Here is a 26292-nt window from a genome sequence, read left to right on the forward strand (position 1 = left end):
GTTCGATTCACATTGCTTTCAGCGATATGGTAATTTGCCGCCAATTCCAGTTGAGTGCTGTAGTTCCGTAAGTAATTGAGCGTTAATAATAACTGATCCTCTAAATCTAAAGTATGAGGACGACCTGATTTCTTTTTGAGTGATTCTGCTTTTTCTAAAACATCTACCATTTCGGTAAAAACTGGTCGAGGTACGCCAACCAGGCGTTTAAATTCAGAATCTGAAAAACGGTTTAATTTCTGATATCTCATGAAATCTATATTGAGGTGGTTTTTACTTTCGCAAGAGGTCTAATATAGACACTTTAAATGGGTTCTAACATCTCTATTTTATTTTATATAAATCATATTTTTATAGTCAAATAAAAAGCCTAACTTAGCTGAATCGGGCTTTTTTAATAATTTACCAAGTTTCACGCCTGTTATTTGAGCAAAGTTCCACGATTTTGTTCAATTTTCATAAACATTATCCTATTTTTCATAATTCATTATTACATCTAATAGAACCGAAATTGGTACATAAAAAATAGGGGAGTTGGTAATCATAAAGAAAGAAAAATAACATTCTATATGTCGCAAATGACAAATAATGAATCGTCTAACAGAATTCAACCTTTAAAATTACAATCCTATTTTTTTGGCAGAGTTGCTTTAAAAAAGCATACATATTGCAAGTTAATTTAATTTTTATTGAAGTTCATCACATAAATATTTAAAAATATTTTCTTTATAAATCAAATGTATTTGAGGCTTTAAAAAAAACGCTGCACAATGAAATCAAAATATTTTGGCATAAATCTAAGATTGAGATTTATGCAGTTGTGCATTTCCGGGGGAAAAGATGTTCACGGCAGAATTGTTGGACGAAGCAAAAAAATTCATGCATCACATGCTGACTAAGGTGGTGGAATATGGCGGTTCAGATTTATTTATTACGGCTGATTTTCCACCTAGTATTAAACATCAGGGCTTAATGAAACCTTTTGGACAGCAGGAACTCACGGCTGAAAAAACCAAGCTGTTTGCCTACAGCTTGATGAATGATAAACAGCGTAAAGAATTTGAAACTGAACTCGAGTGCAATTTTGCCATCACCGTGCCAGGTGTTTCCCGTTTTCGGGTAAATGTGTTTGTACAACAACTCAATGTCGGTATGGTGATTCGTACCATTACTGCAGAAATTCCAAATTTCCAGAAGCTGAAATTACCGGAATCGCTGAAACATGTGATTATGGGAAAACGTGGACTGGTACTGGTGGTCGGTGGAACCGGTTCGGGTAAATCAACTTCACTCGCTGCAATGATTGACTACCGTAATGAAAATTCGGCCGGGCATATCATTACTGTGGAAGATCCGGTGGAATATGTGCATAAACATAAAAAATCCATGATTACCCATCGTGAAGTCGGCGTGGATTGTCACTCTTGGCACAACGCGCTGAAAAATACCTTGCGTCAGGCACCAGATGTGATTCTGATCGGGGAAATTCGCGATACTGAAACTATGGAACATGCGATTGCCTTTGCGGAAACTGGTCATTTGTGTTTGGGAACACTGCACTCCAACAATGCCAATCAGACTTTGGACCGAATTATTAACTTCTTTCCGGAAGAACGCCGGAATCAGTTATTAATGGATTTGTCATCCAATATGAAGGCAATTATTTCACAGCGTCTGATTCGTACTCAAGATGGTAAAGGCCGTCGTGCAGCGATTGAAATCATGTTAAATACGCCACTGATGTCTGACCTGATTTTGAAAGGTGAATTCCACGAATTGAAAGCGATTATGGCGAAATCGCGTGAACTGGGCATGCAGACCTTTGACCAGGCCTTATTTGACCTGTATAACCAGGGTGAAATTTCTTATGAAGAAGCCTTGCGCAATGCCGATTCGACCAATGAACTGCGCTTACAAATCAAGCTGAAAAGTAACCGACAGGACACTACCGTAGCCACAGAGGCAACCCAATTCACCATGATGCAAGAGCCAAAAGCGGAAGAGAAACAAGCAGAGAATACTTCGGTGTCAGAATAAATATTTGCTCAAAAAATCACAGGCAGAATTTTCTGCCTGTTTTTTTATTGATCTTATTTATTATTCGATTCAATCCATAAAACTAGACGGTTTTACGTTGCACCACCAGCTTAAAATAAACAATACTGCTTAAGATTAAAATACCGCATAGCATAAAAGCAAACTGATAACTGTAAGCTGCAATGATGGCACCAATCAGTAGTGAACCGATGGCAATACCCAGGTCATAAAACGTATAAAAAGTTGAAGTTGCATAGCCAATTCGATGCTTGGGCGCACATTGAATCGCCAAAGTTTGAATACACGGCTGCACACTACCAAAGCCCACGCCAACCATGACTGCAGCTAGCATAAATCCCCATAAACTCTGGATCTGGCTCAGTAAAAATAAACCCGAACTAAAAGCCAGCAATGCCGGATAAATCACATATTGCGGGCCTTTACGATCATAAATCTTTCCGGTGATCGGCCGTAAGCTCATCATGGAAATCGCAAAAACCACAAAGAATAAACCTGCATAGGCCATTAAATCCTTGCTGGCTGCGAAGGGTGCGATAAAAGACATGATGCTCGCATAAGAAAAAGAAATCAGCATGGCCAATACTGCGACAGGCAGCACTTTCTTTTCCACAAAATCTGTCAGCTCAAGCGAGGTTTTCTTATTGGTATTTTTGATGATTTTTTCAGGTTCTTTGACCGGAATCAAAAAACAGAAGGCAAATCCGATAAAAACCAAGACGATCAATAGCATACTGACCTGAAAATAAGACCAGTATTCCATCAGGCTTAGACCTATTAACGGACCTAAGACAATCCCCAGATTAACCGACATGACAAAATAGCCCATGCCTTCACCTTTACGCTGCTCCGGAATAAACTGGTTCACAACAGGCACGCAAACTGTAGTCAAGATACTGAACCAGATGCCGTGTAAGAAACGGATGATAAACAGAATCGTGAGCTGATCTGCCAACAGATAAGTAAGTGAAAATAAGCTAAAGAACACTTCAGAAATAATCAGGGTTTTACGCACCCCGAATTTTTCGATAATTAAACCGCTAAAAGGTCGCACTGCAATGGCAGACACCATAAACAAGGTCATAGCCAGACCTGCCTGAGTCAGGTTGCCGCCTAATTCTTTTAAGATGTATATTGGCAAAATTGTGGTTTGCGCAAAATAGAAAATAAATAAAAATAGGTTGTTGGCCAGACAAAGGATAAATGACTTGGTCCATAGTGGCGCTGCAATGGCATTCATGATTTTCCTAAAATGATATGCTGTGAGACGCTGGGCTCAGCATGGGAAATTATTGTTATAAATAAGCGCGACCTATTCAGGAGCGAAGCAGATATGAGCAAGACTTTAGGGAAAATAAGTGAAAAATACAATGATATTTCATGATAAATACATGAAATTTAATTTGAACTGGAAAATGCAACGACGGATCTACAATAAAAAATCAGCCCGGAGGCTGATTTTTTTTCAAGTTAAAATGGCTTATAGGCCAGCTTCATATTCTGTATTGGAAAGCAGCTTTTCGACATCTGCTATATTGTCTGGCTTGATTTTATAGATCCAGCCTTTGCCGTATGGGTCATCATTAATAAAATCAGGATCATCTTCAAGATCAGGATTGATTTCAACCACTACGCCAGACACCGGTGCATGAATATCGGAAGCTGTTTTAACTGATTCAACCACGCCAGCTTGTTCGCCCGCAGTGATATGTGAATCAAGATCTGGTGCTTCTACATAGACTAAATCGCCTAACGCATCCTGTGCATGGTCGGAAATACCGGTCACAACAAGATCACCCTCAATGCGCACCCATTCATGTGTACTTGCGTACTTTAATTCTGCAGGATGATTCATTGATAACTCCTTAAAAATCTTAAGATCATTTTTGACATGTTTTATACATTCTTTTTAAGCAAAACAAAAGGCTTATACTTCCTTATAAATAAGGATCTTTGCGCCAGTTGCTCGGGCTGCGACCACTCCAGCGTTTAAATGCCCTGCTAAAATTGGCGACATCACTATAACCCAGTTCATCGGCAATCTGTTCCAGAGTGAAATCTGTCCGGGATAATAACGAGGTGGCATGCCGGTAACGCACTTCATCGACGAGTGTAGAAAAGGAGGTACCTTCGGCGGCGAGTTGACGTTTTAAGGTGCGGTCAGACATGTGCAAGCGATCCGCCACATTTTCAATACTCAGATAATGCTGCTCGGCATGGGTCAAGATATCTCGGACACGCATGGCTATCCGGTGCCGTTCACCCAGGGCAGAAAGTTCTGCTTCACATTGGTTAATCGCAATCTGGCTGGCAATTGGGTCGGCATGTACCAGCTTGTTCATTAGGTAGCTTTTATCAAAGCTCAGAATTAAATGCGGCTGTTCAAAGCGGAACTGATGGGTAGGGAACTTCGCCATAAAGCGTTCGAAACCTTCCGGCTTCTTAAAATCGAAGTCGATTTCTCCCGTTGCATCGTTAACGCCTGTAATGGCTTTGGCCATACTGATCAGACCAATCATCAAGGCAATGGAAATTTCGGTGCGCAGCGGTTCAAGCTGAATATCGGTTTGCAGCTGTACCGTGGCTTTAGCACCAAAAGTCGAGAAAAACAGTTGCAGGAAGGGTAAACGAAGTTGAATAAATCGATTCGCCAGTACCAGCGCATCGGTAATATTATTCGCCGTCATAATGGCATAGCCAATAAAGCCATGAATCGAGATCCGCATCTGTGTGCCGAGATGATAGCCCAAGGTCGGTTCGCCGGTCAGTTTCAGGGCATATTTCACCAGTTCGTTGGCGACAGGGGTTGGAATACGAAAATCAGGATCTGCCAACTGTTCACTGGTCAGGCCAAAAGGTTGGAAAAGCGACTCATTATTATAACCCCAGCGGGAAATGACATCGAGAAGCAGGAGACCGTAAACACCTGGAATTCCTTGGTCTTGGCGTGGAGCAATTGTTTTCATGCGCGATCCGTTGCACTCATTCAAATTTTTTTATTTATAAATAGATATTGGCATGAAGCCGCCAAATTTTTCATTAAAATTGTTGGACAAAATTTTGGCGATTGTGACTCTGCCACTGGCAGATTAGCCTGAATTCAGCATTAAAATCAATTTAAACCACATAATTTTATTGATGAAATTAAAATTATTTTATTGAATAAGTCGCATCCCAGCATCTGTTTGCTCAGGACAGGACGATTGGTCTAGTTTTATTAATCATTGAACAGGACTTCTTCAGAGAGCTTTCAGAACTAGAGAGAGATGTCATTTCATAAGATACCAGATAGATGGCAACTTGCTGTTCATCTGTAGAGAAAATTTTACAAAGAAAGGTCTGGGCAAAGTTTTCCTTTTTCCAGACCTGTTCAATATTAAGGACGAGCAAATCATTAGAAGTTTTGAAATCTTCTAGAGATCATATTATTCATGATCTTTTGATGCTTTGACCTGTTGCTGAATCAGCATGCCACCAGTTTGACGCTGCCAAAGTTGGGCATAGATGCCATTTAATGCCACCAGTTCATCATGCGTGCCTTGCTCGGCGATTCGACCTTGATCCAGTACAATCAGACGATCCATCTGGGCAATGGTAGACAGGCGATGCGCAATTGCAATCACGGTTTTACCTTGCATCAAGTCGTCCAGACTGTTCTGAATGGCGGCTTCGACTTCAGAATCCAGCGCACTGGTCGCTTCATCCAGAATCAGAATCGGCGCATCTTTCAGGAATACACGTGCAATTGCAATTCGCTGACGCTGTCCGCCGGAAAGTTTCACGCCACGTTCACCGACATAGGCTTCATAGCCTTTTTTGCCACGCAAATCCGTCAGATTAGGAATAAATTCTTCTGCTTTGGCTTTACGCACAGCTTCAAACATTTCTTCATCAGTCGCATCTGGACGACCATATTTAATGTTTTCCGCGACAGTGCGATGTAGCAGTGAAGTATCTTGAGTCACTAATGCAATATTCTTGCGCAAACTGTCCTGAGTCACATCGTCAATATCCTGACCATCAATCAAGATACGACCCTGGTTAATATGATAAAAATGCAGCAACAGTTGAATCAGGGTAGATTTCCCTGCACCTGAACGGCCGACAATACCAATTTTTTCACCTGGGCGAATGGTCAGATTAAACTGATCAATCACGTTTTTATCATTATAGGCAAAGCTGACATTTTCGAATTTAATTTCACCGTGATTGAGCTGTAGCTCTTTGGCACCCGGTTTATCTTCAATGGCAATTTTGCGGCCTAAAGTTTTCATACCATCCTGAATGGTACCGACATTTTCAAACAGGGCAGAGGTCTGCCACATCATAAATTCGGCAATACTGTTCAGTTTCAGTACCATTGCCGTAGTTGCGGCAATAATGCCTAGCTCGGCTTGACCTTCCATCCACAGCCAGATCGCGGTACCCAGTACGCCGCCATATAACACTACACTCAGCAGTAAAATACTGATTTCGTATTGAGCACCCAGACGCATCTGTTTATATACCGTTACCATAAATTCCTGCATTGAGGTCTTGGCATACTGACTTTCACGGCCGGCATGAGCAAACAGCTTCACGGTCTGAATATTGGTATAGGCATCCGTAATACGCCCGGTCATGACGGCACGGGCATCCGCTTGAGCATTGGAAATTTTGCTCAAACGTGGAATGAAATAACACGCTGCACAGATAAACAAGGCTAGCCAGACCATCAATGGAATGATCAGCAAGGGTGAAATTGCACCTAAGACAATATTAATCGTGATGAAATAAATCAGCACATACGCCAGCATGTCACCCAGAATGACCCAGAATTCGCGTACTGCCAGAGCCGTTTGCATGACTTTGGCAGATAATCGTCCGGCAAAATCATTGTGGAAAAAATCCAGGCTCTGTTTCATCAGCAGATTATGAAAGCGCCAGCGTAAACGCATCGGGAAATTGCTATACAAAATCTGATGCTTAATTAGGGATTGGGCGCTAGCGAAAAAAATATTGGCCAGAAGAACAATACTCAGTAAGGTTAAATTGCTAGCATGCTGTTCCAGAAAAGTATCGGGCTGGCTTTTACTGAGCCAGTTCACCAGCTCACCAATTTTTGAATACAGAAAAGCTTCGAAGCTGGCAGCACCGGCAGTACACAGTACCAGAATCAGCAAATAACGGCGGACTCCATAGGCTGCCTGCCAGACAAATGGAAAAAACTTGGTCGGTAAAGGTTGGTTCAGATTTTTGGTGGGATAGGGGTCAACCAGTCTTTCAAGCCATCGAAACATTATCGTACTCTTATCATGCATTTTGCTTTTCGGGAATTATAAAGGATTCTGTTTTTTTAAGCCCGTAATTGGGTGAAATTGCCACAAAATGATTCACTCAATTAAAACTTGGATTATAAAAATTAAACTAAAGCCAGATTTATGCCAGTCAGGTTTTAAATAGATGAGGAAATAAAAAAGCCTGAAATGCAGCAGCACCTCAGGCTTGAGATTGGATGACTTGTGTTTAAGTAATAATAGAAGACGGTTGAGTAAATGCTTCCTTTAAATCAAGACCTGAAGGCGCTTGATACACTTTTAAACCAAATTCCGGAATAATCGCCAGCAGATGATCCATGATATCCGACTGGATATTTTCATACTCGACCCAGGCGGTGGTATTGGTGAAGGCATAAATCTCTAACGGTAAACCTTCACTGGTCGGCTGCAATTGGCGCACCATCAGGGAATGATTTTTACTAATGCCCGAATGCTGTTGCAGATAAAATTCTACATAGGCACGGAAAGTTCCCAGATTGGTGAGACGGCGCTGGTTATATTGCGAATGATGGCTCAGTTGCAGATTAAATTGTTCCAGTTCCTCTGATTTGGTATTCAGATATTGATCCAGCAAAATAAAATTTTTCAGCTTATTCTGTTCTTCAGCCGACATAAAATGTACGCTGCTTTGATCAATATGAATCGAGCGCTTGATCCGGCGCGCACCGGCTTCCTGCATACCACGCCAGTTTTTAAAGGTATCCGTCACCAGTTTATTGGTCGGAATCGTGGTCACTGTTTTATCAAAGTTCTGTACCGTAATGGTATGTAATGACATATCAATGACATCGCCATCCGCGTTCAGCGAGGGCATTTCGATCCAGTCGCCAATACGCACCATGTCATAGGATGAAATCTGAACCGACGCCACCAGCGACAAAATGGTATTTTGAAAGACCAGCATCAACACCGCGGCCATGGCACCGAAGCCAGCCAGCAAGGTAAAGACATCCTTTTTCAGGAAAGTGCCGAGAATCATCAGGCCACAGACAATAAAGATAATCAGCTTGACCAGCTGCAAATAACCTTTAATCGGTTTGTTACGTGACTTGGGATTACGCTGATAGACCAGGTTAAAAATATTCAGTAATTCACCAAGAGCTAAGGCAATCGTCAGGAAAATAAAAGCCTGTGCCCCCATTTGCACAAAGGACTCAACCTTGTCAGATAAATGCGGTACCGTGGTAATCCCGTTCATGATCACCACTGCCGGAACAATATTGGCAATCCGGCGAATCACGCTATGCTCAGCAAAAATCTGATTATTGGCAAAAGGCATTCTGGAAATCAGTTGACGAATTCCGCGTACCACAATCTGTTTGGCAAATAGATTGGCAAGAATCGCCAGTAAAATCACAATACTCAGTGAAGATAGCATTTCCAGCCATGGGTACTGATCTGCCCATTCTTGAATATTCCGAATAAAATTAAACTGTTCCAAACGATCTTTCTCTTTAATCAAAAATTTAGGTCAAGTTTATAGTTTTGGATCAGATTTTTTAATATTGAATAACTTTTTAAAACATATCTATTGGTCAAAATCATTCAATAAAAGCGCATAAAAATGAAAAAACCGGCGAATTCGCCGGTTTCTAATCTTCGATATTTCAGTAATGATAACGCGATGCTTACCACATCAAATCATCAGGAATAACATAAGCAGCATATGGATCTTCTTCATCGGTGGTTTCTTCATTTTTCTCTGAATTATTCACAATGATAAAGCCCTGCATTTTCGCATTAATACGATCTGCCAGAGCTTTAGGCAAAAACGCGTAGCTATCATTTTCACGTGCAATCACCAGACTGCCTGCCACCAGTGCATTATAGATTTGCTGGTTTAAATAGACCTTTTTGATTTTGCTGTCATCAATAAACTGATATACCGCATCGCCGTCAGTATCACGGATTTTATGTTGGTTAATCATTTGCATGATTGCGGCTTTCAGCTCTTTTTCCTGCAAAGCTGCTTTTTTCTCTTGCTCAATTGCCTGATCTTTGGCCATTTTTTGCTGTTTGTCTTGTTCAATCTTGGCCTTGATTTCAGCCTCGGTACCGTCACCGGTGCGTTTTTCATGCACAGCCTGTTTAGACAGTTTTTTGGCTTTTTTATTATCGACCAATCCTGCCTTTAACAATTGTGCCTGCAATGCATTTTTAACCATGAGAATGTCCAGATATTAGTCGTGTTGATGTCGATAACGTAAATAAATCACCCAATACGTGAGACTGAGAACCAGACTCAGCACTGCCGGGATCAGGAATGCATTTAATTTTAAATAAGGATATAGCCAGCTGGCAAGAATGCCACCGCTTAAAAAACCGAGCAAAATAAGCAGATGCAAAACCACGCGTCGTGATTCTACCTCCAAACCGCGCAACCGGTAGCCCATCGCTAAGCCGAGGTCAGTCAGTACGCCAGATAAATGCGTGGTGCGAATAATGGCACCTTTATAATGACTGACCATGGCATTTTGCACACCCATGGCAACACAGGCCCATAACAAGGCATAACGCGGGAAATAGGGCAATAATAACCAGCAGATCAAAATAAAAATAGCCACCAGGCTTAAAGGGTAACCATAAAGCTGCCCCAAGCGAAAGTGGCTATTTCCAAGAATCAGTCCGCTATAGGATGAACCAATGACATAGCAGAGTGTGACCAGAAAGAGATACAACATCTGTTCTGGTTGCCAGTTTAGCAGGGCCATGGCCAGCATACTGACATTACCGGTCATATGTGAAACAGACTGGTGAAGTACCGTCACCAGACCCAGGACGTTAATCATGCCGGCATTGACCGCAAGAAAAAACGCCCCTAATTGTACCCAGGTAGGTAAACGCTGTAATGGCATAACAAAATCATTGGCTAAACATATTGATTAATCAATATAAAATCAATTTGATGCGCGGTCTACTGCTGCAGTAAATAAAACATCAGTCGATGAGTTTAGCGCGGTTTCAGTAGAATCCTGCAATACGCTGATGACCATACCAATGGCGACCACTTGCATGGCGATATCCGAAGAAATACCAAACAGGCCACATGCAACTGGAATCAATAGTAATGAACCGCCTGCAACACCTGAAGCGCCACATGCCGAAACGGTTGCCACCACAGAAAGAATGAGCATAGTGCTGAAATCGACGCTAATCCCCAAAGTATTTACAGCCGCCAATGACAATACAGTAATGGTCACAGAAGCACCTGCCATGTTGATCGTAGCACCCAGAGGAATTGCGATACTTGAAGTCGATTCTTTAACACCCAGACGTTTTGCCAGATCCAGATTGACTGGAATGTTGGCTGCTGAACTACGGGTAAAGAAAGCGGTAATGCCACTTTCGCGCAAACAGGTGAATACCAGTGGATACGGGTTGTTGCGTGTCATTAAGGCAACCAGAAGCGGATTAATTACCAGTGCAACGAAAACCATCGTTCCGAGCAACACAGCAAGTAAATGTACGTAACTGGTCATCGTATCCAGACCAGATTCAGCAAAAGTCACTGCAACCAGACCAAAAATACCCAAAGGTGCAAAGCTGATCACTAAACGAATCACATAGTTCACTGCAAAGGCTGCATCATTCAAAAGCGTCTTGGTGCTATCCGATGCATGACGGAAAGCGATGCCTAATGCCACTGACCAAGCCAGGATGCCAATAAAGTTTGCTTCAGCAATTGCAACAACCGGGTTGGCGACAAAGCTGAGCAGCAAATTCTTCAGGATTTCTACCAAACTGCCAGGAGGCTGCAAGTCAGCCTGTGCAGCAATATCCAGGAACAGCGTACTTGGAAATAAGATGCTCGACACCACAGCGCTCAGTGCAGCAAGGAACATACCGACCGCATACATCAGCATAATCGGCTTGATGGCGGCGTTAGATTGGCCCACTTTAAAATTCGCGATAGAAGCTAAAACTAAAATGAAAACCAGAATCGGTGCAACAGACTTCAAGGCTTTAATAAACAGGTCGCCCAATAGGCTTAATGAGGGAGTAGCTTCGGGAAATACCACAGCCACACCCACACCTAAAATAATGGCGATGATGATTCGAGAGACTAAGCTCATGCGCATAAGGGCAGAAAACATAAGGTTGCCTTGTGAAAATTACGAGGGCTAAATTTGGGAAAAAGTTGCGCTATTTTATACTTAATTTAAACAAGGCTTAAAATATATTTTCATATTAAAACCAAGATATTGATATTATTGATATATTCTAAAATTAACGGGTTTAAAACATTGCTTATATTGAAGAAAAACTTCTTAAAATGATGAATAAATCAGCATATTTAAAATTGTATTCATGAAATAAATATCAAAGTTAAATAGATAAATTCAAATTATATTTGAAAATTCAAAAAATATTGGAGCTATGACCGGTTTGAATCTCCGGCCATAAGTTCCAGTATCTGCTGTCTTAAATCATATAATCTTTATGCTGCTCAAAGATCTCTGGCGCCAGGTCCTGAATCGCCTGAAAATGGGTCAGATAAATGCGCCCGCTCAAATGCGTCATCAATTTAGAAGCTTGCAGCTTGTCCATGACCGGACCTTTGACTTCGGCAAAATGCAGACGAATATCCAGTTTGGCCAGTTCCGCATTTAAATCTTCCAGCATTTCCAGGGCACTCAGATCAATCGCACTGATGCTGGAACAGTTGATAATCACATGTTGTAGCTGGTCATTCAGGCTGATCTCATTGATCAGATAACCTTTGAAGCTATTGGCATTCAGAAACGTCAGATTCTCATCAATCCGTAGTGACAGCACCCGGTCGGAGGTACTGACCTGATGCCGCTGAATATTACGAAAATGCTGGGTTCCTTCGACCAGACCGACAACTGCAATATGCGGACGGCTGATTCGCCATAACATCAGAACAAAGGTCGACACGATTCCAATAATCAAACCGGTGGAAATATCAATCAGGACCACGCCCAGAAAAGTAATCCACATGGCAAGGCCATCTGCCTTGGAATAGCGCCAGGCATCAAAAAATGGCTGGAAATTAACCAGCTTCCAGATGGAAACAATAATCGTCGCGGCCAGAATGGTCAGCGGTAGATCTTCAAAAAATCCGGTAAAGAACAGGCTCACAAAAATAATCAGAATAGAGGATAAAACACCGGCCATAGGTGATTTGGCACCGGCATCGGCATTCACCACCGTCCGCGACAGGCTGCCCGTTACCGGAAAAGCTGAACTCACGCCTGCACTGATATTGGCCAGACCGAGTGCGATCAGCTCCTGATTACTGTTTAAATGACTGCGTTGCTGTAAGGCTGTCGCTTGAGCAATCGACAAGGATTCCACAAAACTGATCATGGCGATCATGCTGGCACCCGGTAACAAGGTCATCACCAATTCCCAGTTCCAGTGTGGAAAAGACAAGGGTGGAAAACCGGAAGGAATTGCACCGACCGTCTTAATACCCTGAAGCTTTAAATCCAGAAAGACAATCGCTGCAATGCCGAGACATACCAGAATCAGGGGCACTGCACGTACCAGAAAATCTGTAGAGCCGATCCGGCTTTGTACAGCCTGAGATTTTAATAACTTGGGCAAATAGATTAGCAGACCGATAGAGAGCAGGCCGAAAATCAGGCTCGGCACGTGCAGCAACGGGAAATATTGCAGCAAACTGCTGACAAACTCCGGAAGATTATTGGCTTTTAAAGGAAGATCGACCAAAAACTTTAACTGCCCAAACGCAATCAATAAGGCAGAGGCAATAATAAAGCTTTGAATCACGGGATGACTGATCAACTGGATCAGAAAACCAAAACGGAATAATCCCAAAAGCAGGGAAATAATCCCGACCATCAGTGCCAATAAGGTCGCAGCTTCGATATAGACCGGTGAGCCGACTTCAAAAAGTGGATTGAGCGTAGCAAAAGTCATCATGGAAATGATGGCTACCGGGCCAATCGATAAAGTCGAACTCCCACCGAGCAGGGCATAAATGATCATCGGCAGGATGCTCGCATATAAACCCATGATCGGCGGCAATCCTGCCAGCATGGCATAGGCCATCCCTTGAGGCACCAGCATTGCCACCACAATCAGGGCAGCCAGCACATCAGACTTAAATTTGACCGGCGTGTAGTGGCTTAACCATGCCCAGGCAGGCAGTTTATGCAGAAGTTTAGACTTGGAATTTGGCATAAAAAGGTCTAAATCACAAATATAGATATATTATGCACAAATTCTGCTAAGAAGTCTTAGCTGATCTAGCTTCTTGATGATTCATGTTTAAAATGAATCATCTGGGTCAGTCACGTATCATTCGAAAACTTATGATCGTGATCTTAATGATTTAAAACGACATCAATAAGAGTTTAAAGAAATTCATCTTGATGACTGAAAAAAGAAAGATTCTTTATTTAGCTGGATTGCCGCAATACAATCGATAAAGGGTATTTAAGACCACAATCAAATTTTGATCTTTAATTGAATAATAAATCTGTTTGCCATCGCGCCGGGTATCTACCACATCGCTTTTACGCAGCATCATGAGCTGTTGGGAAAGAGTCGGCTGTTTAATCTCAGTTATTTCCTCAATTTCTGAAACATTCAGTTCCGCTTGAGACAGATGACATAAAATAAGAAGACGGTCGGTATTGGCCAGAGATTTTAAAATGCCAACGACCTGTTCTGCTGAATCGCGCATAGTCGTGATTTCAAAATCGGTTTTCATTCAATATGTCCATTATAAAGTTACAGCCCGCTAATTATACGGGTCTTAGCCCGTAATACCTTGCTAAAAACAGTTAAGTTTTATGGTTTTTAATGAATTGAATTATCAATTAAAATTATATTTTAAATATTGATAGATAAGATAAATTTATTGCATAGTGCAGAAAGTATTTTAGTTCACATTCGTGCAATGAAGTGCAAGTTTCATCAAACATCTACAAAGCAAAAAAATGCTTGTATGATGTTTAAGCGACTTGAACCAATAACATCAGGGATATCATCATGAGTACAGATTCAGCTTTTCCAACACCGAATAATTTAGGTATAGCGGTTTATAGTAATAATGCAGACGCGATTGGAAATACACCGCTTGTTCGTATTAATCGTGTGATTTCCGCTCCGGCCACGGTACTTGCGAAAATTGAAAGCCGTAATCCGGCATTCTCAGTCAAGTGTCGTATTGGTGCAGCGTTGATTAATGATGCTGAAAAATCTGGCAAGCTCAAATCCGGTATGCATATTGTCGAGCCAACCAGCGGCAATACCGGTATTGCATTGGCTTTTGTTGCGGCAGCCAAAGGTTATGACATTACTTTGACCATGCCTTCAAGCATGAGTATTGAACGCCGTAAGGTGGTGAAAGCATTGGGTGCCAATCTGGTATTGACTGATCCGGCCAAAGGCATGAAGGGCGCGATTGAAGAAGCACAACGTCTAGTCAATGAAAATCCTGAACTGTACTACCTGCCACAACAGTTTGAAAATCCGGCCAACCCTAAAATTCATGAAGAAACCACGGGCCCAGAAATCTGGGAGGCGACTGCGGGCAATGTCGATATTCTGGTCGCAGGTGTCGGAACGGGTGGAACCATTACTGGTATTTCACGCTACTTTGAAAAGGTAAAAAATAAGCCTTTATATTCAGTGGCGGTGGAACCCGCTGAGTCTGCGATTATTGGTCAGGCCAAACGCGGTGAAGACATTACACCTGGACCACATAAAATTCAGGGGATCGGTGCCAACTTCATTCCGGGCAATCTGGATTTGGACCTCGTTGATGAAGTGATTGCCATTAATAGCGCAGATGCACTCGAGTGGGCACGTAAAACGGCTGCTCAGGAAGGTATCCTGGTCGGTATTTCAAGTGGCGCGTCTATGGCAGCAGCAGCCCAATTGGCGGCTCGCTCTGAAAATGCCGGTAAAAATATTGTGGTGATTTTACCAGACGGTGGTGAACGTTACCTGTCTTCGATCTTGTTTGAAGATATTTCTGCCGAATAACATCGATGCATTCAATATTTTAAATACTGTTAGACAAGCTCGAAGTCATCTTCGAGCTTTTTTATTGGGTGATTTTAAATCGCAGCAGGACGCTACATTTTTTAAAATAGTCAGATGAAGGACTTGACCTTACCATGATGGGAATGTTTAAGCTATAAGCTCAACAGTGAGTCGAGGCATGGAGATGGACATGGCAGAACAAGATAGCAACCGCTTATATGAGCAGCAGGTGCAGATTGGCGGTATGACCTGTGCCTCCTGTGTCGCTCGCGTGGAAAAAGCCTTGAAAAAAATTGAAGGTGTAGACGAGGCATCTGTCAATCTGTCGACTGAAAAAGCCTTTATCAAAAGCCGGCAGCCGATTGCTGCCGCTGCGCTGGTTCAAGCAATTGAAAAATCCGGTTTTGATGTGCCGATGCAGCAGTTTGATTTGAACATTGAAGGCATGACCTGTGCATCCTGTGTGGCTCGCGTAGAAAAAGCCCTAAAAAAAGTGGAAGGCGTGTTGGATGCACAAGTGAATCTGGCCACTGAAAAGGCGCATGTGAGTGCGATCAATTCTGTGCCATTGTCCAAGCTGACTCAAGCCGTGCAAAAAGCCGGTTTTGATATTCAGAGCGATCGCATTGAACTGGCTATTGAAGGCATGACTTGCGCTTCATGTGTGGCACGTGTGGAAAAAGCTTTAATGAAAGTAGAAGGTGTCAGCGAAGCACAGGTCAATCTGGCCACCGAAACTGCCTGGGTGAAAGCCTCGCATGCCCAGATTCCGGCCTTGATTGCTGAGGTGGAGAAAGCCGGTTATCAGGCCACCATAAAATCTGGTAGGGATATGTCGACAGATAGCCATGATGCTTTTCAGGAAAAGAAAGCCAATGAAACGGCACAACTGAAACGAGATTTATGGCTTGCAGTCATTCTGACAGCGCCTGTATTTATTCTGGAAATGGGCTCGCATCTGATTCCGGCATTTCATCATTTTATTGCCCATACGCTGGGAACCCAGAACAGCTGGTATCTGCAGTTTGTGCTGACCACTTTGGTGCTGATGATTCCGGGACGGCGTTTTTATCAGCATGGGATTCCGGCATTATTACGTCTGGCACCAGATATGAATTCTCTGGTCGCAGTCGGAACCATTGCAGCTTACGGATTTTCCTGTATTGCGACCTTTTTTCCGGAGCTGTTACCGCAGTCCACTGTGCATGTGTATTTTGAAGCGGCCGCCGTTATTGTCGCGCTGATTTTACTGGGGCGTTATCTGGAAGCCAAAGCCAAAGGTAAAACCTCGGAAGCGATTCAGTATCTGGTGGGCTTGCAACCGAAAACGGCCCGGGTAGAACAGAATGATCACTGGGTTGATCTGGCAATTTCCGATGTGCAACAAGGAATGTTGATTGAAATCCGTCCGGGTGAAAAAGTCGCTGTCGATGGTGAAGTCGTTACCGGACAAAGTTATATTGATGAAGCGATGATTAGCGGTGAGCCTTTACCCGTGGCCAAACAGGCCGGTGATCAGGTGGTCGGCGGTACGGTAAACCAGAACGGAACCTTGCAAATCAAGGCGACTAAGGTCGGCCAAGATTCGGTACTGGCGCAGATTATTCAGATGGTAGAACAGGCGCAAGGCTCAAAACTGCCAATTCAGGCGGTGGTCGATAAAGTGACTTTATGGTTTGTGCCGGCTGTTATGGCACTGGCGGCCTTAACCTTTATGGTCTGGTTCCTGTTTGGGCCTGAGCCGAATCTGACCTACGCATTGGTAAATGCAGTCGCCGTACTGATTATTGCTTGTCCATGTGCGATGGGACTGGCGACTCCTACTTCAATTATGGTCGGCACTGGCCGTGCAGCAGAACTGGGCGTGTTGTTCCGTAAGGGTGAAGCTTTACAGTTACTGCAGCAAACCAAAGTCGTCGCGCTGGATAAAACCGGAACCTTAACTGAGGGAAAACCGCTGCTGACCGACTTTGAAGTCACTGCAGATTTTAATCAGCAGACCGTATTACAGCTCGTCGCTTCAGTGGAGGCCAAGTCAGAACATCCGATTGCCCACGCCATTGTTCAGGCTGCTCGTGAGCAAGAACTGGAACTGAGTAAAGTGACCGATTTTGATTCGATCACTGGTGCAGGGGTAAAAGCACAGGTTGCTGGTCAGCAGCTGCATATCGGTGCAGAACGTCTGATGCAGGACTTGGGCTTAAATGTCGATCTGTTTAGAGCCACTGCACAAAAGCTCGGTGATCAGGGTCGTAGTCCTTTATATGTAGCGATTAATCAGAAACTGGCTGCGATTATTGCAGTAGCCGATCCGATTAAACCAACTACTTATAGCGCGATTCAGGCCTTGCATGACCAAGGTCTTAAAGTGGCGATGATTACTGGTGATCATCAGCATACCGCGCAGGCGATCGCCAAACAGTTGAAAATCGATCAGGTGATTGCGGAAGTTTTGCCGCATGAAAAAGTCGATGCAGTACGACAACTCCAGCAGCAATACGGCGTGCTCACTTTTGTTGGGGATGGAATCAATGATGCACCGGCATTGGCCCAGGCCGATGTCGGTATGGCGATTGGAACCGGTACCGATGTCGCGATTGAAGCAGCCGATGTGGTGTTGATGTCAGGCAATTTACAGCATGTGGCTACAGGCATTGGTTTAAGTCAGGCGACCATGCGCAATATTAAACAGAACCTGTTTTGGGCCTTTGTCTACAATATTGCCTTAATTCCGATTGCCGCGGGTGTGCTTTATCCATTTTGGGGTATATTGTTATCGCCAATGTTTGCCGCAGGTGCGATGGCGTTGTCCTCCGTGTTTGTCGTCAGCAATGCCTTGAGATTAAAAGCCTATCAACCGGTGCAGTTTAAGGAGTCAGTATGATGAATATTGGTCAGGCGGCAAAACGTTCTGGCATCTCTGCGAAAATGATTCGTTATTATGAAGACATTGGTTTGTTGCCGGCTCCGAAACGCAGTGATACAGGTTATCGGGTTTATAGTGATGCGGATATTAAAATCTTAAGTTTTATCCAGCATGCACGTGAACTGGGATTTTCTTCAGAGCAGATGAAAGAGTTACTCGGCCTGTGGTTGAACAGCTCACGCCAGAGTAGTGAGGTCAAACAGCTGGCACAAAAACATATCCAGTTTTTACAACAGAAAATTGCCGATATGCAGCATATGCTATTAATTTTACAGCAATCGGTTGAGCAGTGTGCCGGCAATGAACAGTCTGATTGCCAGATTTTAAAACAGATTGAACAGGGTGTCGGAACTGAACAGCACTGACATGCGCTGTATTCACATCAATTTTTAAACCGATCCTATGGAGCTAAACATGAAATTCCGTATTGAAAATATGACTTGTGGTGGCTGCGCGCGCAGTGTCACGGCTACGATTAAAGATCTGGATGAAAATGCCACTGTGAATATTGATGTGGCGACTAAGCTAGTTGAAGTTGAATCGACAGTCAGTGAGTCTGAGATTGTGGCAGCTTTAACCGAAGATGGTTTCCCGCCTGTGGCAGCCTGATCATTGTTGAGTTAGATCGCGAAAGTGATCTTATGAACTCATACAACCAAATAAAAAAATCCCTGATCGAATCAGGCATTTTTTTATTATAGTGATTATACCGATGAGATTTTATCTGGCGTCATGAGTGCCTGATTAATATAAAGTTTAATTAAACGTTCACGTGACCCAATTGCTTTTTGGTAATTGGTCGAATTTAATAACAGCGAAGCGCCATAGGTGACTGTCCAGATATAAGATAAATAATCGCGAATCGACATGGCACTTTCTAGAGCCACCAGATAATCATGGGTGATGTCTTTAATCCGGATAATCCGTTCTTCACGAATACGATAAAGCTCCTGAAATAACTCTTTCAGATTTTTTTCGTTATTGGTTAAACGTTCTTCAATGACATGCAACAGGATGGTTCGGTTTGAATTGAGCATGTGATAAAGCATATATTGTGAAACATAATTTTTAATATCGTTATTATGCTTTTTTGATATTTCTAGAATTCTTTTTTCATTCAGAATAATCAGTTCTAAATATAACTGGTTCTTGCTTTTAAAATGTTTGTAGATGGTTCCTTTTGCGATGTCCAGTTCACTGGCCAGCTCACTCAGGGTAATGTCCTGATTATTATCCAGTAGCAGGTTTTCCGCCATGCTGAGGATCTTCTCTTTACGAAGAAGGAAGTTCTGCTGTCTTACAGTCGTCATCTTCTTGGTCCATACTTTTCGAAAAAGAACTTTTCAAGAATATGCAATTTTGCACGCGATGGCTATAAAACTAAGGTCGTGATATTTATCTCATTTTGTATATTTATGCAGCAACTGCTGACAAATAAAAATAGCGATGCTAAGCAGACAGAAATATTGTCAAGAAAACTGAACCCTAGAGATCAACTTTGCTAAATAAAATTCCATTTTCAGTATAATTATTTTATTGTTTCAGCGCACGAAGCTAAATCCTTCGACTGTTTTAAGCTCATATTTATCAGGGTTTAGTACGGAAAGTAGATCAATATTAAGCTGGCATATTCAGTCACTCATACTGAACATGAAGACGTGATTCTTAAGGCAACTTTATGAATCTAGATATAGATTTAATACTGCAAGAATTGGATATCACAATTTTAAAATCGCCTGTTTGGATTCTAATGAAAATTAGAAAATATTTGGCAACAGGATTGAGTATCACCCTTTAAGGAATTTAAAAATGCCGATTTATAATGCGCCTCTAAAAGACATGGAATTTATTTTAAATGATGTATTCCAAGCTGAACAATTTTGGCAAGGTAATGAAAATCTTGCACATTTAGATATGGCGACGGCAAATGCAATTCTGGAAGAGATGGCCAAATTTTCCAAGAATGTCATTCTTGACCTGAATCGTCCTGCTGATGAAGAAGGTGGTGCTCAGTTTAACAATGGTGTGGTGACGACACCCAAAGGTTTTAAAGAAGCTTTCAGACAGTTTGCCGAAGGTGGCTGGGTCGGTCTGGGTGCTCCTGAAGAATGGGGCGGGCAAAACATGCCGAAGATGCTCACGGTTTTGGCCGATGAAATGATCTGGAGCACCAATCCATCTTTCATGCTTTACCCGCTATTAACGGTGGGTGCAGGTATGGCGATCAATGACCATGCCTCACAGGAACAGAAAGAAACCTATTTACCAAAATTCTATACGGGTGAATGGTCGGGCACTATGTGTCTGACCGAACCACATTCCGGTACAGATCTTGGCATTATCAAGACCAAAGCTGAACCGAATGAGGATGGTTCCTTCAACATTACTGGCACCAAAATTTTTATTACCAGCGGTGAGCATGACCTGAGTGACAATATCATTCATCTGGTGCTGGCAAAAACTCCAAATGCACCAGCAGGCTCACGTGGTATTTCATTATTTATTGTGCCGAAATTCCTGGTCAATGCCGATGGTTCGCTCGGTGAACGTAATGCAGTCGCTGCCGGTTCGATCGAACATAAAATGGGAATTAAAGGCTCGGCGACCTGCGTCATGAACTTTGACGGTGCCAAGGGCTATATGGTCGGTAATGAAAATGAAGGTCTGGCCGGCATGTTCGTGATGATGAACTACGAACGTTTATCTATGGGGATTCAGGGCATTGGTGCAGCAGAATTTGCCTACCAGAATGCAGCACAATATGCGACGGATCGTTTACAGGGCCGTGCATCAACTGGTGCAAAATCGCCAGAAAAACCAGCCGATTCGATTCTGGTGCATGGCGATGTACGCCGTATGCTGCTCAATGTACGAGCCAACAATGAAGCTTCGCGTGCGTTTGCAGTGTATGTGGGTCAACAACTGGATATTACCAAATACTCAACCAACCCTGAAGCCGTGCGTAAAGCGACTGACCGTGTGGCCTTGTTGACGCCAATCGCCAAAGCTTACTTAACCGACAAAGCACTGGATTCTGCACTGGAAGCACAAATGTGCTTCGGTGGTCATGGCTATATCCGTGAATGGGGCATGGAACAGTGTATTCGTGACCTGCGTATTTCACAGATTTATGAAGGCACCAATGGCGTGCAGGCGATTGACCTGATTGGGCGTAAAACCACCAAATGTAATGGTTCTTATATCGCGGAATATATTGCTGAAATCCGTGAATTTGCACAAAGTCTAGATGATTCATTGACGATTAAAACGGTGACATTAGAGACCTGTCAGCAACTCGAAGACATCACCAGATTCATCGTCGAGCAGTCTAGACTGAATCCTGATTTCGCTAACGCGATTGCTGTCGATTATCTGCATGCGGTTGGGCTGCTCAGCTTTGTCTATATGTATGCGCGAATTAGCAAAGCCGCTGCAGCCAAAGACGACAGCTACTTCCAGAATAAACTGGTACTGGGCAATTACTATGTGGCCAAAGTACTTCCGGATTTGAGTGCACGAATCCAACGTATTCAAGCCGGTGCGGAACTGGTGATGCAGTTGCCTGAAGACTATTTTACCGCACAGGCTTAACCCGCAATGATTGCGAAGGACCAGCCCTACAGCGCTTTGGCTATGTAGGGTTGATAACAATGATGAAAAAGGATGAAACTAAAATGATCGTAATTGTAGATGCAGTACGTACCGCGATGGGCGGTTTTCAAGGTTCATTGTCAAGCTGTACCGCGCCGGATTTGGGTGCTGTGGCAATTAAAGAAGTGGTGGCGCGTGCAGGTCTGTCGGCCAATGATATTGATGAAGTGATTATGGGCTGCGTTCTTCCTGCCGGTTTAAAACAGGGTCCGGCACGTCAGGCCATGCGTCAGGCGGGTCTACCGGATTCCACCGGGGCGACCACGATTAATAAAATTTGTGGTTCAGGCATGAAGGCGGTGATGCAGGCAGCAGACGCAATCAAGGCCGGTTCAGCAGAAATCGTGGTGGCAGGTGGGATGGAATCCATGTCGAATGCGCCATATTTAATGGACAAGGCACGTGCCGGATTCCGTATGGGGCATGGAAAGGTCATTGATCATATGTTCCAGGAAGGTCTGGAAGATGCTGAAACAGGTCTGTCGATGGGGATTTTGGCTCAGGAAATGGCAGATAAAAAGGGCTATACCCGTGAGCAGCAGGATGCTTATGCGATTGGCTCATTAAATAAAGCCGTGACGGCGGTGCAGCAAGGTTTCTTTAAAGATGAAATCGTACCGGTCACTGTCAGTAGCCGTAAAGGTGATGTGGTAGTAGAGCAGGATGAACAACCTTTAAATGCCAAGGCTGACAAAATTCCAACTCTGCGTCCAGCGTTCAAAAAAGACGGCACCATTACTGCGGCAAATGCCAGTTCAATTTCAGATGGTGCTTCAGCACTTGTGATTACCTCTAGTGAAATTGCTGCGCAGCGTAATTTAAAACCCCTTGCTAATATTTTAGCGTATGCCAGCCATTCGCAGCATCCGTCAGAATTTACTATTGCACCTGTTGGTGCGATTGAAAAAGTCCTGAAAAAAACCGGTTGGGATGCTCAGGAGGTTGACCTTTGGGAAATCAACGAAGCGTTCGCCATGGTCACTATGTTAGCCATTGATGGCTTTAAACTTGATCCAGCAAAAGTGAACATTAATGGTGGTGCTTGTGCGCTTGGTCATCCATTGGGTTCTTCTGGCTCTCGTATTATTGTGACCTTGATTCATGCCTTAAAACGTACGGGCGGCAAGAAAGGGATTGCGTCCTTATGTATCGGTGGTGGGGAAGCGACTGCGATTGCTGTGGAACTGGTTTAAGCCCATCTTAAATCGTATATTCAGGTAGCAAACTAAATACTGATTCATTCAAAAGTTGCTGCTCTTGGTTCGCCAAGAGCAGGGATTTTTTAAATCATATTAATTTTTAAAATACACAATAAAATCCATATTTTCAGACTTTGCTGATCCCATTCCATCAATAGTTTTACTATAAAAATTACTTTTTAAATTATTTAAAAACTTTTTCCAGCACATGCCGGTGAATAAATCGTAACTTGTCTTTAACCGCTTCGCTCAGCTTGAACGGGTAGGCATCTTCCAGGCCCATACAACGGTTTAAAGCATTCAGATTAAAGGTCAAGGTGACCCAATTTTCCAGAATATGTTCAAAATCCTGTCCACCAATCGGGCATTCTTTAAAATCCATGCTGGCCAGATAGCTGCCATTTCCTTCAACACGCATACCACCATAGTAGGCAGTTTCCAGTGTTTCCATCATATGCAGATAATGCGCCCAGGTTTCTGCCCAGTCTTCCCAAGGGTGGGCGGTAGCATAAGCACTGATATACTTTTCCTGCCAGTTGATTGGCGCGCCTTCATTATAGTGGCGTTCAAGTGCCTTGCCGTAATCTTGCCGCTCATTGCCAAAATACTGACGAAATTCATCTAGCAATTCCGGATGCATATGTTGCATGAGCGCAAAATAATAATGGCCGCTTTCATGACGAAAATGGCCCAATAAAGTCCGGTAGTTTTCACCCATATTTACACGTGTAGTTTCACGATAAACCACATCGGCTTCAATGGCATTTAGGGTAATGACCCCATTGGCATGACCAATTAAAACAGGCTTATCTTCTTGGGGCAGGAGAAAATCAAAACGCAGACCAAATGGATCATCTTCAGACTTTTTAGGGCGTGGCATCATGTTCATGCGCTGGGCCAAATACAGGAATCGACGTTTGGCTTCTTCCAGTCGAAACCAGTAAATCAGGTTCTCAGAATTTTCCAGATCAGGAATGACATGGGTCAACTGACAGGATTCACAAAATTCCTCATCTTCATCGCTAGGAATCATCCAATTGCATACTTGATAATGAACGTAATTGTGGCAGGGTTTATAACTGGCATGCTGGTAGTTCTTGGCGATTGGAACCCATCGCTCAGCGCTCTGTTTTTCAAATGCGCACAACTCTTTTTCCGAAGCGATATAACCGATCGGTGACAGACAGTGATCACAAACTGATTTGTAAAAAAACAGCTGTTGCTTGCAGACGGCACATTCAAAATGTTTCATTAAACTCCCTGTAGGGAAGCGAACGACCTAAAATTTTTATGTTCGATGAACAACAAGAAAGGTTCAGAATGCCTACCTAAATTTCTTCCTGATAAAGAAACATCATAAAAATTTCATTGAAAATTCTATATGGATGAATTGTAAATATAGGCTGCTTGATATTAAATGAAACATCAATTGAATCTTTTTTAATAAAAAAGTGTAGTTAAATAAGGTTTTATATAAATAGATTTTTTAAATAGAGTGAGTTGCCGTCTTAAAATACGGACAAGGCGTATTGAAGAATATTACCGAATATTCCGACTGGTTTTTAAATTTGGGGGAAGCCCATTCAAGAACAGCTAAAGCAGCTAACTTTTAATAAAAATAACTTTTTAATGTATACAACTTAATAAAGAGAAATTTAAAAAAACATGAAAATTAGAAAAGCCAATCTTCAGGATACTCGTGCCATTGTCGATGCGATTGCGCCCTTTGTCGATGCCGTGATCAGTTCAGAAGAGGGGCGCCAGCGCTTTCAGCCTGAGATGATCCAGACCATTTTCGAGCGTCCGGACATTCATTATTTTGTGGCAGAAATTGACCATCAGGTGATAGGCGTCGTGGCTTATATGGAACCTGCACACTTCATGCATTTTTTCCTGAACCAAGTCTATCAGGGGCAGGGTTATGGCCGGCAAATGTGGCACTTTTTAGAAAGCGAGATCCGCCGTCAAGGCCATTCAATTATTACGGTAAAATCCAGTCTTTATGCCTTGGATATTTACAAGCGCTTTGGTTTTGTGGAAACAGGACAATATACGGAAGAACATGGAATCCGTTTTATCCCGATGTGAAAGGATTATCCGGATTTTTAAGAGAAAAATAAAATTGTTTTTTCCGCTGGAATCTTTCCAAATTAAGGCAAACTTTCTGCTATCGGCCTGCATCCTATTTTTAATTAGTCAGTCCTTTTGTTAAGGCATAGAATTAATTCACTTTTGTAGTAATAGCGATCAGTAGATGGCATTCAGCTGGATTTTTTTTACTTTAATGGCTGCATTTATGCAGGCTTGGCGTAATGCCTTTCAAAAACAGCTTAGCACCACGGTTGATGTGTGGGGAGTCACCCTGGCACGCTTTATTTTTGGATTGCCATTTGCTGCGCTGTACCTGAGCAGCCTGTATTATTTCAAGCCGGTTGAAAGTGTGGCTCACTTCACCCCAAAGTTTTGGATCTATGTAGTAATTGCGGGTTGCAGTCAGATTTTAGCTACGGCACTGATGGTGCAACTGTTCAAGCAAAAAAATTATGCCGTTGGAGTGGGGTTGGCGAAAAGCGAAGCCATTTTAGCCGCCATTATCGGCGTGACCTTTTTAGCGGATCATTTGTCATTTTTGGCCTGGATTGGTGTGGCGCTGGGCGGATATGCGGTATTTTTATTGAGTAAAGGCCAACAGGTCAGTGGGTTTTCAGCCAGAACACTGGCTATTGGCATCGGAAGCGGTTTAAGTTTTGCCATTACCTCACTACTGGTACGCGAAGCCAGTTTAGAATTAACCACTTTACCAACCTTGCATCGTGCGGCCTGGGTGTTGTTAATGGTGATCAGTTTTCAGTGTATTAGTATGCTGATTTACCTCAGCCTATTCAGTCGCCAGACTTTAGTGGCCATGTGGCAGCGTCTGGGCTTAACTTTTAAAGTCAGTGTGTGCAGTTTTATGGCATCGCTGGGCTGGTTTACTGCCATGAGCATGATGAGTGTGCCGGTGGTCAAAACCTTAGGACAAATTGAGATTCTGTTTAGTATGCTGATTTCGGCATATTTCTTTAAAGAAAAACTTGCACGTACCGAGCATTGGGGTCTGGGCTTAGTAGCGATTGCAGCGATTTTAGTGATCTGGGCCTGATGTAGAACCAGTTTTTTA

22 protein-coding genes are annotated in these 26292 nt (G+C 43.0%); 9 read left to right on the top strand and 13 right to left on the bottom strand.

Annotation, left to right across the window (positions count from 1 at the left end; genetic code table 11):
- On the bottom strand, positions 1 to 251 hold a 251-nt coding region (locus Q9R24_RS10710; RefSeq protein WP_311204416.1), incomplete at its 3' end, for a transposase family protein.
- A 589-nt stretch (positions 252 to 840) separates the two neighbouring features.
- On the opposite strand from Q9R24_RS10710, the gene Q9R24_RS10715 reads away from it, so the two are divergent.
- Entirely contained in the window at positions 841 to 2037 is a 1197-nt protein-coding gene (locus Q9R24_RS10715) for a PilT/PilU family type 4a pilus ATPase (protein WP_311204417.1), read from the top strand.
- Between the two features lie 82 nt (positions 2038 to 2119).
- Here Q9R24_RS10715 and Q9R24_RS10720 read toward each other — a convergent pair whose 3' ends face one another.
- From Q9R24_RS10720 to Q9R24_RS10765, 10 genes are all read right to left on the bottom strand, one after another.
- The gene (locus tag Q9R24_RS10720; RefSeq protein ID WP_311204418.1) at positions 2120 to 3295 is read right to left on the bottom strand and encodes an MFS transporter; all 1176 of its coding nucleotides are present in this window, start codon (positions 3293 to 3295) and stop codon (positions 2120 to 2122) included.
- Between the two features lie 240 nt (positions 3296 to 3535).
- A complete protein-coding gene (gene gcvH / locus Q9R24_RS10725) occupies positions 3536 to 3910 on the bottom strand; it encodes a glycine cleavage system protein GcvH (RefSeq protein ID WP_004647068.1) in 375 nt (124 codons plus the stop codon).
- A gap of 82 nt (positions 3911 to 3992) precedes the next feature.
- Positions 3993 to 5021 (bottom strand): AraC family transcriptional regulator, encoded by a 1029-nt coding sequence (locus Q9R24_RS10730; protein WP_184412986.1) that lies wholly within the window; start codon positions 5019 to 5021, stop codon positions 3993 to 3995.
- 459 nt (positions 5022 to 5480) lie between these two features.
- Positions 5481 to 7334, bottom strand: a complete 1854-nt coding sequence (locus tag Q9R24_RS10735) for an ABC transporter ATP-binding protein (protein WP_004647067.1) — start codon at positions 7332 to 7334, stop codon at positions 5481 to 5483.
- A 226-nt stretch (positions 7335 to 7560) separates the two neighbouring features.
- Positions 7561 to 8814, bottom strand: a complete 1254-nt coding sequence (locus Q9R24_RS10740) for a mechanosensitive ion channel family protein (RefSeq protein WP_034436448.1) — start codon at positions 8812 to 8814, stop codon at positions 7561 to 7563.
- A gap of 187 nt (positions 8815 to 9001) precedes the next feature.
- A complete protein-coding gene (locus tag Q9R24_RS10745; RefSeq protein WP_004731139.1) occupies positions 9002 to 9538 on the bottom strand; it encodes a DUF2058 domain-containing protein in 537 nt (178 codons plus the stop codon).
- 15 nt (positions 9539 to 9553) lie between these two features.
- Entirely contained in the window at positions 9554 to 10228 is a 675-nt protein-coding gene (locus Q9R24_RS10750; protein WP_004647063.1) for a YoaK family protein, read from the bottom strand.
- A 42-nt stretch (positions 10229 to 10270) separates the two neighbouring features.
- Positions 10271 to 11467 carry a serine/threonine transporter SstT gene (gene sstT, locus Q9R24_RS10755; RefSeq protein ID WP_278357023.1) on the bottom strand — a complete coding sequence of 399 codons (1197 nt, stop codon included), beginning with the start codon at positions 11465 to 11467 and terminating at the stop codon, positions 10271 to 10273.
- Between the two features lie 328 nt (positions 11468 to 11795).
- Complete coding sequence (locus Q9R24_RS10760) at positions 11796 to 13544, bottom strand: SulP family inorganic anion transporter (protein WP_311204419.1); 1749 nt, start codon at positions 13542 to 13544, stop codon at positions 11796 to 11798.
- A gap of 214 nt (positions 13545 to 13758) precedes the next feature.
- Positions 13759 to 14076 (bottom strand): helix-turn-helix transcriptional regulator, encoded by a 318-nt coding sequence (locus Q9R24_RS10765; RefSeq protein WP_004647061.1) that lies wholly within the window; start codon positions 14074 to 14076, stop codon positions 13759 to 13761.
- 281 nt (positions 14077 to 14357) lie between these two features.
- On the opposite strand from Q9R24_RS10765, the gene cysK reads away from it, so the two are divergent.
- The 4 genes from cysK (at position 14358) to Q9R24_RS10785 (ending at position 18891) form a co-directional block, all read left to right on the top strand.
- The gene (gene cysK / locus Q9R24_RS10770) at positions 14358 to 15356 is read left to right on the top strand and encodes a cysteine synthase A (RefSeq protein WP_311204420.1); all 999 of its coding nucleotides are present in this window, start codon (positions 14358 to 14360) and stop codon (positions 15354 to 15356) included.
- Positions 15357 to 15540: 184 nt separating this feature from the next.
- Entirely contained in the window at positions 15541 to 18240 is a 2700-nt protein-coding gene (locus tag Q9R24_RS10775) for a heavy metal translocating P-type ATPase (protein ID WP_311204421.1), read from the top strand.
- Positions 18240 to 18647, top strand: coding sequence for a Cu(I)-responsive transcriptional regulator (gene cueR, locus Q9R24_RS10780; RefSeq protein ID WP_034436442.1), 408 nt, complete (start codon positions 18240 to 18242; stop codon positions 18645 to 18647). Before Q9R24_RS10775 ends, cueR begins: the two co-directional genes overlap by 1 nt.
- Before the next feature lie 49 nt (positions 18648 to 18696).
- Entirely contained in the window at positions 18697 to 18891 is a 195-nt protein-coding gene (locus tag Q9R24_RS10785; RefSeq protein WP_005100179.1) for a heavy-metal-associated domain-containing protein, read from the top strand.
- Between the two features lie 95 nt (positions 18892 to 18986).
- Here Q9R24_RS10785 and Q9R24_RS10790 read toward each other — a convergent pair whose 3' ends face one another.
- Positions 18987 to 19592 (bottom strand): TetR/AcrR family transcriptional regulator, encoded by a 606-nt coding sequence (locus Q9R24_RS10790; RefSeq protein ID WP_071850556.1) that lies wholly within the window; start codon positions 19590 to 19592, stop codon positions 18987 to 18989.
- A gap of 499 nt (positions 19593 to 20091) precedes the next feature.
- Between Q9R24_RS10790 and Q9R24_RS10795 the strand changes: the two genes are divergently transcribed.
- Both Q9R24_RS10795 and Q9R24_RS10800 read left to right on the top strand, forming a co-directional pair.
- Positions 20092 to 21873, top strand: coding sequence for an acyl-CoA dehydrogenase C-terminal domain-containing protein (locus Q9R24_RS10795; protein ID WP_311204422.1), 1782 nt, complete (start codon positions 20092 to 20094; stop codon positions 21871 to 21873).
- An 83-nt stretch (positions 21874 to 21956) separates the two neighbouring features.
- Positions 21957 to 23126 carry a thiolase family protein gene (locus Q9R24_RS10800; protein WP_311204423.1) on the top strand — a complete coding sequence of 390 codons (1170 nt, stop codon included), beginning with the start codon at positions 21957 to 21959 and terminating at the stop codon, positions 23124 to 23126.
- A gap of 190 nt (positions 23127 to 23316) precedes the next feature.
- Here Q9R24_RS10800 and Q9R24_RS10805 read toward each other — a convergent pair whose 3' ends face one another.
- Positions 23317 to 24384 carry a putative zinc-binding metallopeptidase gene (locus Q9R24_RS10805; RefSeq protein ID WP_311204424.1) on the bottom strand — a complete coding sequence of 356 codons (1068 nt, stop codon included), beginning with the start codon at positions 24382 to 24384 and terminating at the stop codon, positions 23317 to 23319.
- A 413-nt stretch (positions 24385 to 24797) separates the two neighbouring features.
- On the opposite strand from Q9R24_RS10805, the gene Q9R24_RS10810 reads away from it, so the two are divergent.
- Both Q9R24_RS10810 and Q9R24_RS10815 read left to right on the top strand, forming a co-directional pair.
- Complete coding sequence (locus Q9R24_RS10810) at positions 24798 to 25220, top strand: GNAT family N-acetyltransferase (protein WP_311204425.1); 423 nt, start codon at positions 24798 to 24800, stop codon at positions 25218 to 25220.
- Positions 25221 to 25386: 166 nt separating this feature from the next.
- Entirely contained in the window at positions 25387 to 26274 is an 888-nt protein-coding gene (locus Q9R24_RS10815) for a DMT family transporter (protein WP_311204426.1), read from the top strand.
- Positions 26275 to 26292: the final 18 nt, after the last annotated feature.

This window comes from Acinetobacter sp. RRD8, from assembly GCF_031844225.1.
GTDB lineage: Bacteria > Pseudomonadota > Gammaproteobacteria > Pseudomonadales > Moraxellaceae > Acinetobacter.

Coding starts and splice junctions, on each gene's coding strand:
- Q9R24_RS10715 (WP_311204417.1), top strand. CDS start 841: ATGTTCACGGCAGAATTGTTGGACGAAGCAAAAAAATTCATGCATCAC.
- Q9R24_RS10720 (WP_311204418.1), bottom strand. CDS start 3,295: ATGAATGCCATTGCAGCGCCACTATGGACCAAGTCATTTATCCTTTGT.
- gcvH (WP_004647068.1), bottom strand. CDS start 3,910: ATGAATCATCCTGCAGAATTAAAGTACGCAAGTACACATGAATGGGTG.
- Q9R24_RS10730 (WP_184412986.1), bottom strand. CDS start 5,021: ATGAAAACAATTGCTCCACGCCAAGACCAAGGAATTCCAGGTGTTTAC.
- Q9R24_RS10735 (WP_004647067.1), bottom strand. CDS start 7,334: ATGTTTCGATGGCTTGAAAGACTGGTTGACCCCTATCCCACCAAAAAT.
- Q9R24_RS10745 (WP_004731139.1), bottom strand. CDS start 9,538: ATGGTTAAAAATGCATTGCAGGCACAATTGTTAAAGGCAGGATTGGTC.
- Q9R24_RS10750 (WP_004647063.1), bottom strand. CDS start 10,228: ATGCCATTACAGCGTTTACCTACCTGGGTACAATTAGGGGCGTTTTTT.
- sstT (WP_278357023.1), bottom strand. CDS start 11,467: ATGTTTTCTGCCCTTATGCGCATGAGCTTAGTCTCTCGAATCATCATC.
- Q9R24_RS10760 (WP_311204419.1), bottom strand. CDS start 13,544: ATGCCAAATTCCAAGTCTAAACTTCTGCATAAACTGCCTGCCTGGGCA.
- Q9R24_RS10765 (WP_004647061.1), bottom strand. CDS start 14,076: ATGAAAACCGATTTTGAAATCACGACTATGCGCGATTCAGCAGAACAG.
- cysK (WP_311204420.1), top strand. CDS start 14,358: ATGAGTACAGATTCAGCTTTTCCAACACCGAATAATTTAGGTATAGCG.
- Q9R24_RS10775 (WP_311204421.1), top strand. CDS start 15,541: ATGGACATGGCAGAACAAGATAGCAACCGCTTATATGAGCAGCAGGTG.
- cueR (WP_034436442.1), top strand. CDS start 18,240: ATGAATATTGGTCAGGCGGCAAAACGTTCTGGCATCTCTGCGAAAATG.
- Q9R24_RS10785 (WP_005100179.1), top strand. CDS start 18,697: ATGAAATTCCGTATTGAAAATATGACTTGTGGTGGCTGCGCGCGCAGT.
- Q9R24_RS10790 (WP_071850556.1), bottom strand. CDS start 19,592: ATGACGACTGTAAGACAGCAGAACTTCCTTCTTCGTAAAGAGAAGATC.
- Q9R24_RS10795 (WP_311204422.1), top strand. CDS start 20,092: ATGCCGATTTATAATGCGCCTCTAAAAGACATGGAATTTATTTTAAAT.
- Q9R24_RS10800 (WP_311204423.1), top strand. CDS start 21,957: ATGATCGTAATTGTAGATGCAGTACGTACCGCGATGGGCGGTTTTCAA.
- Q9R24_RS10805 (WP_311204424.1), bottom strand. CDS start 24,384: ATGAAACATTTTGAATGTGCCGTCTGCAAGCAACAGCTGTTTTTTTAC.
- Q9R24_RS10810 (WP_311204425.1), top strand. CDS start 24,798: ATGAAAATTAGAAAAGCCAATCTTCAGGATACTCGTGCCATTGTCGAT.
- Q9R24_RS10815 (WP_311204426.1), top strand. CDS start 25,387: ATGGCATTCAGCTGGATTTTTTTTACTTTAATGGCTGCATTTATGCAG.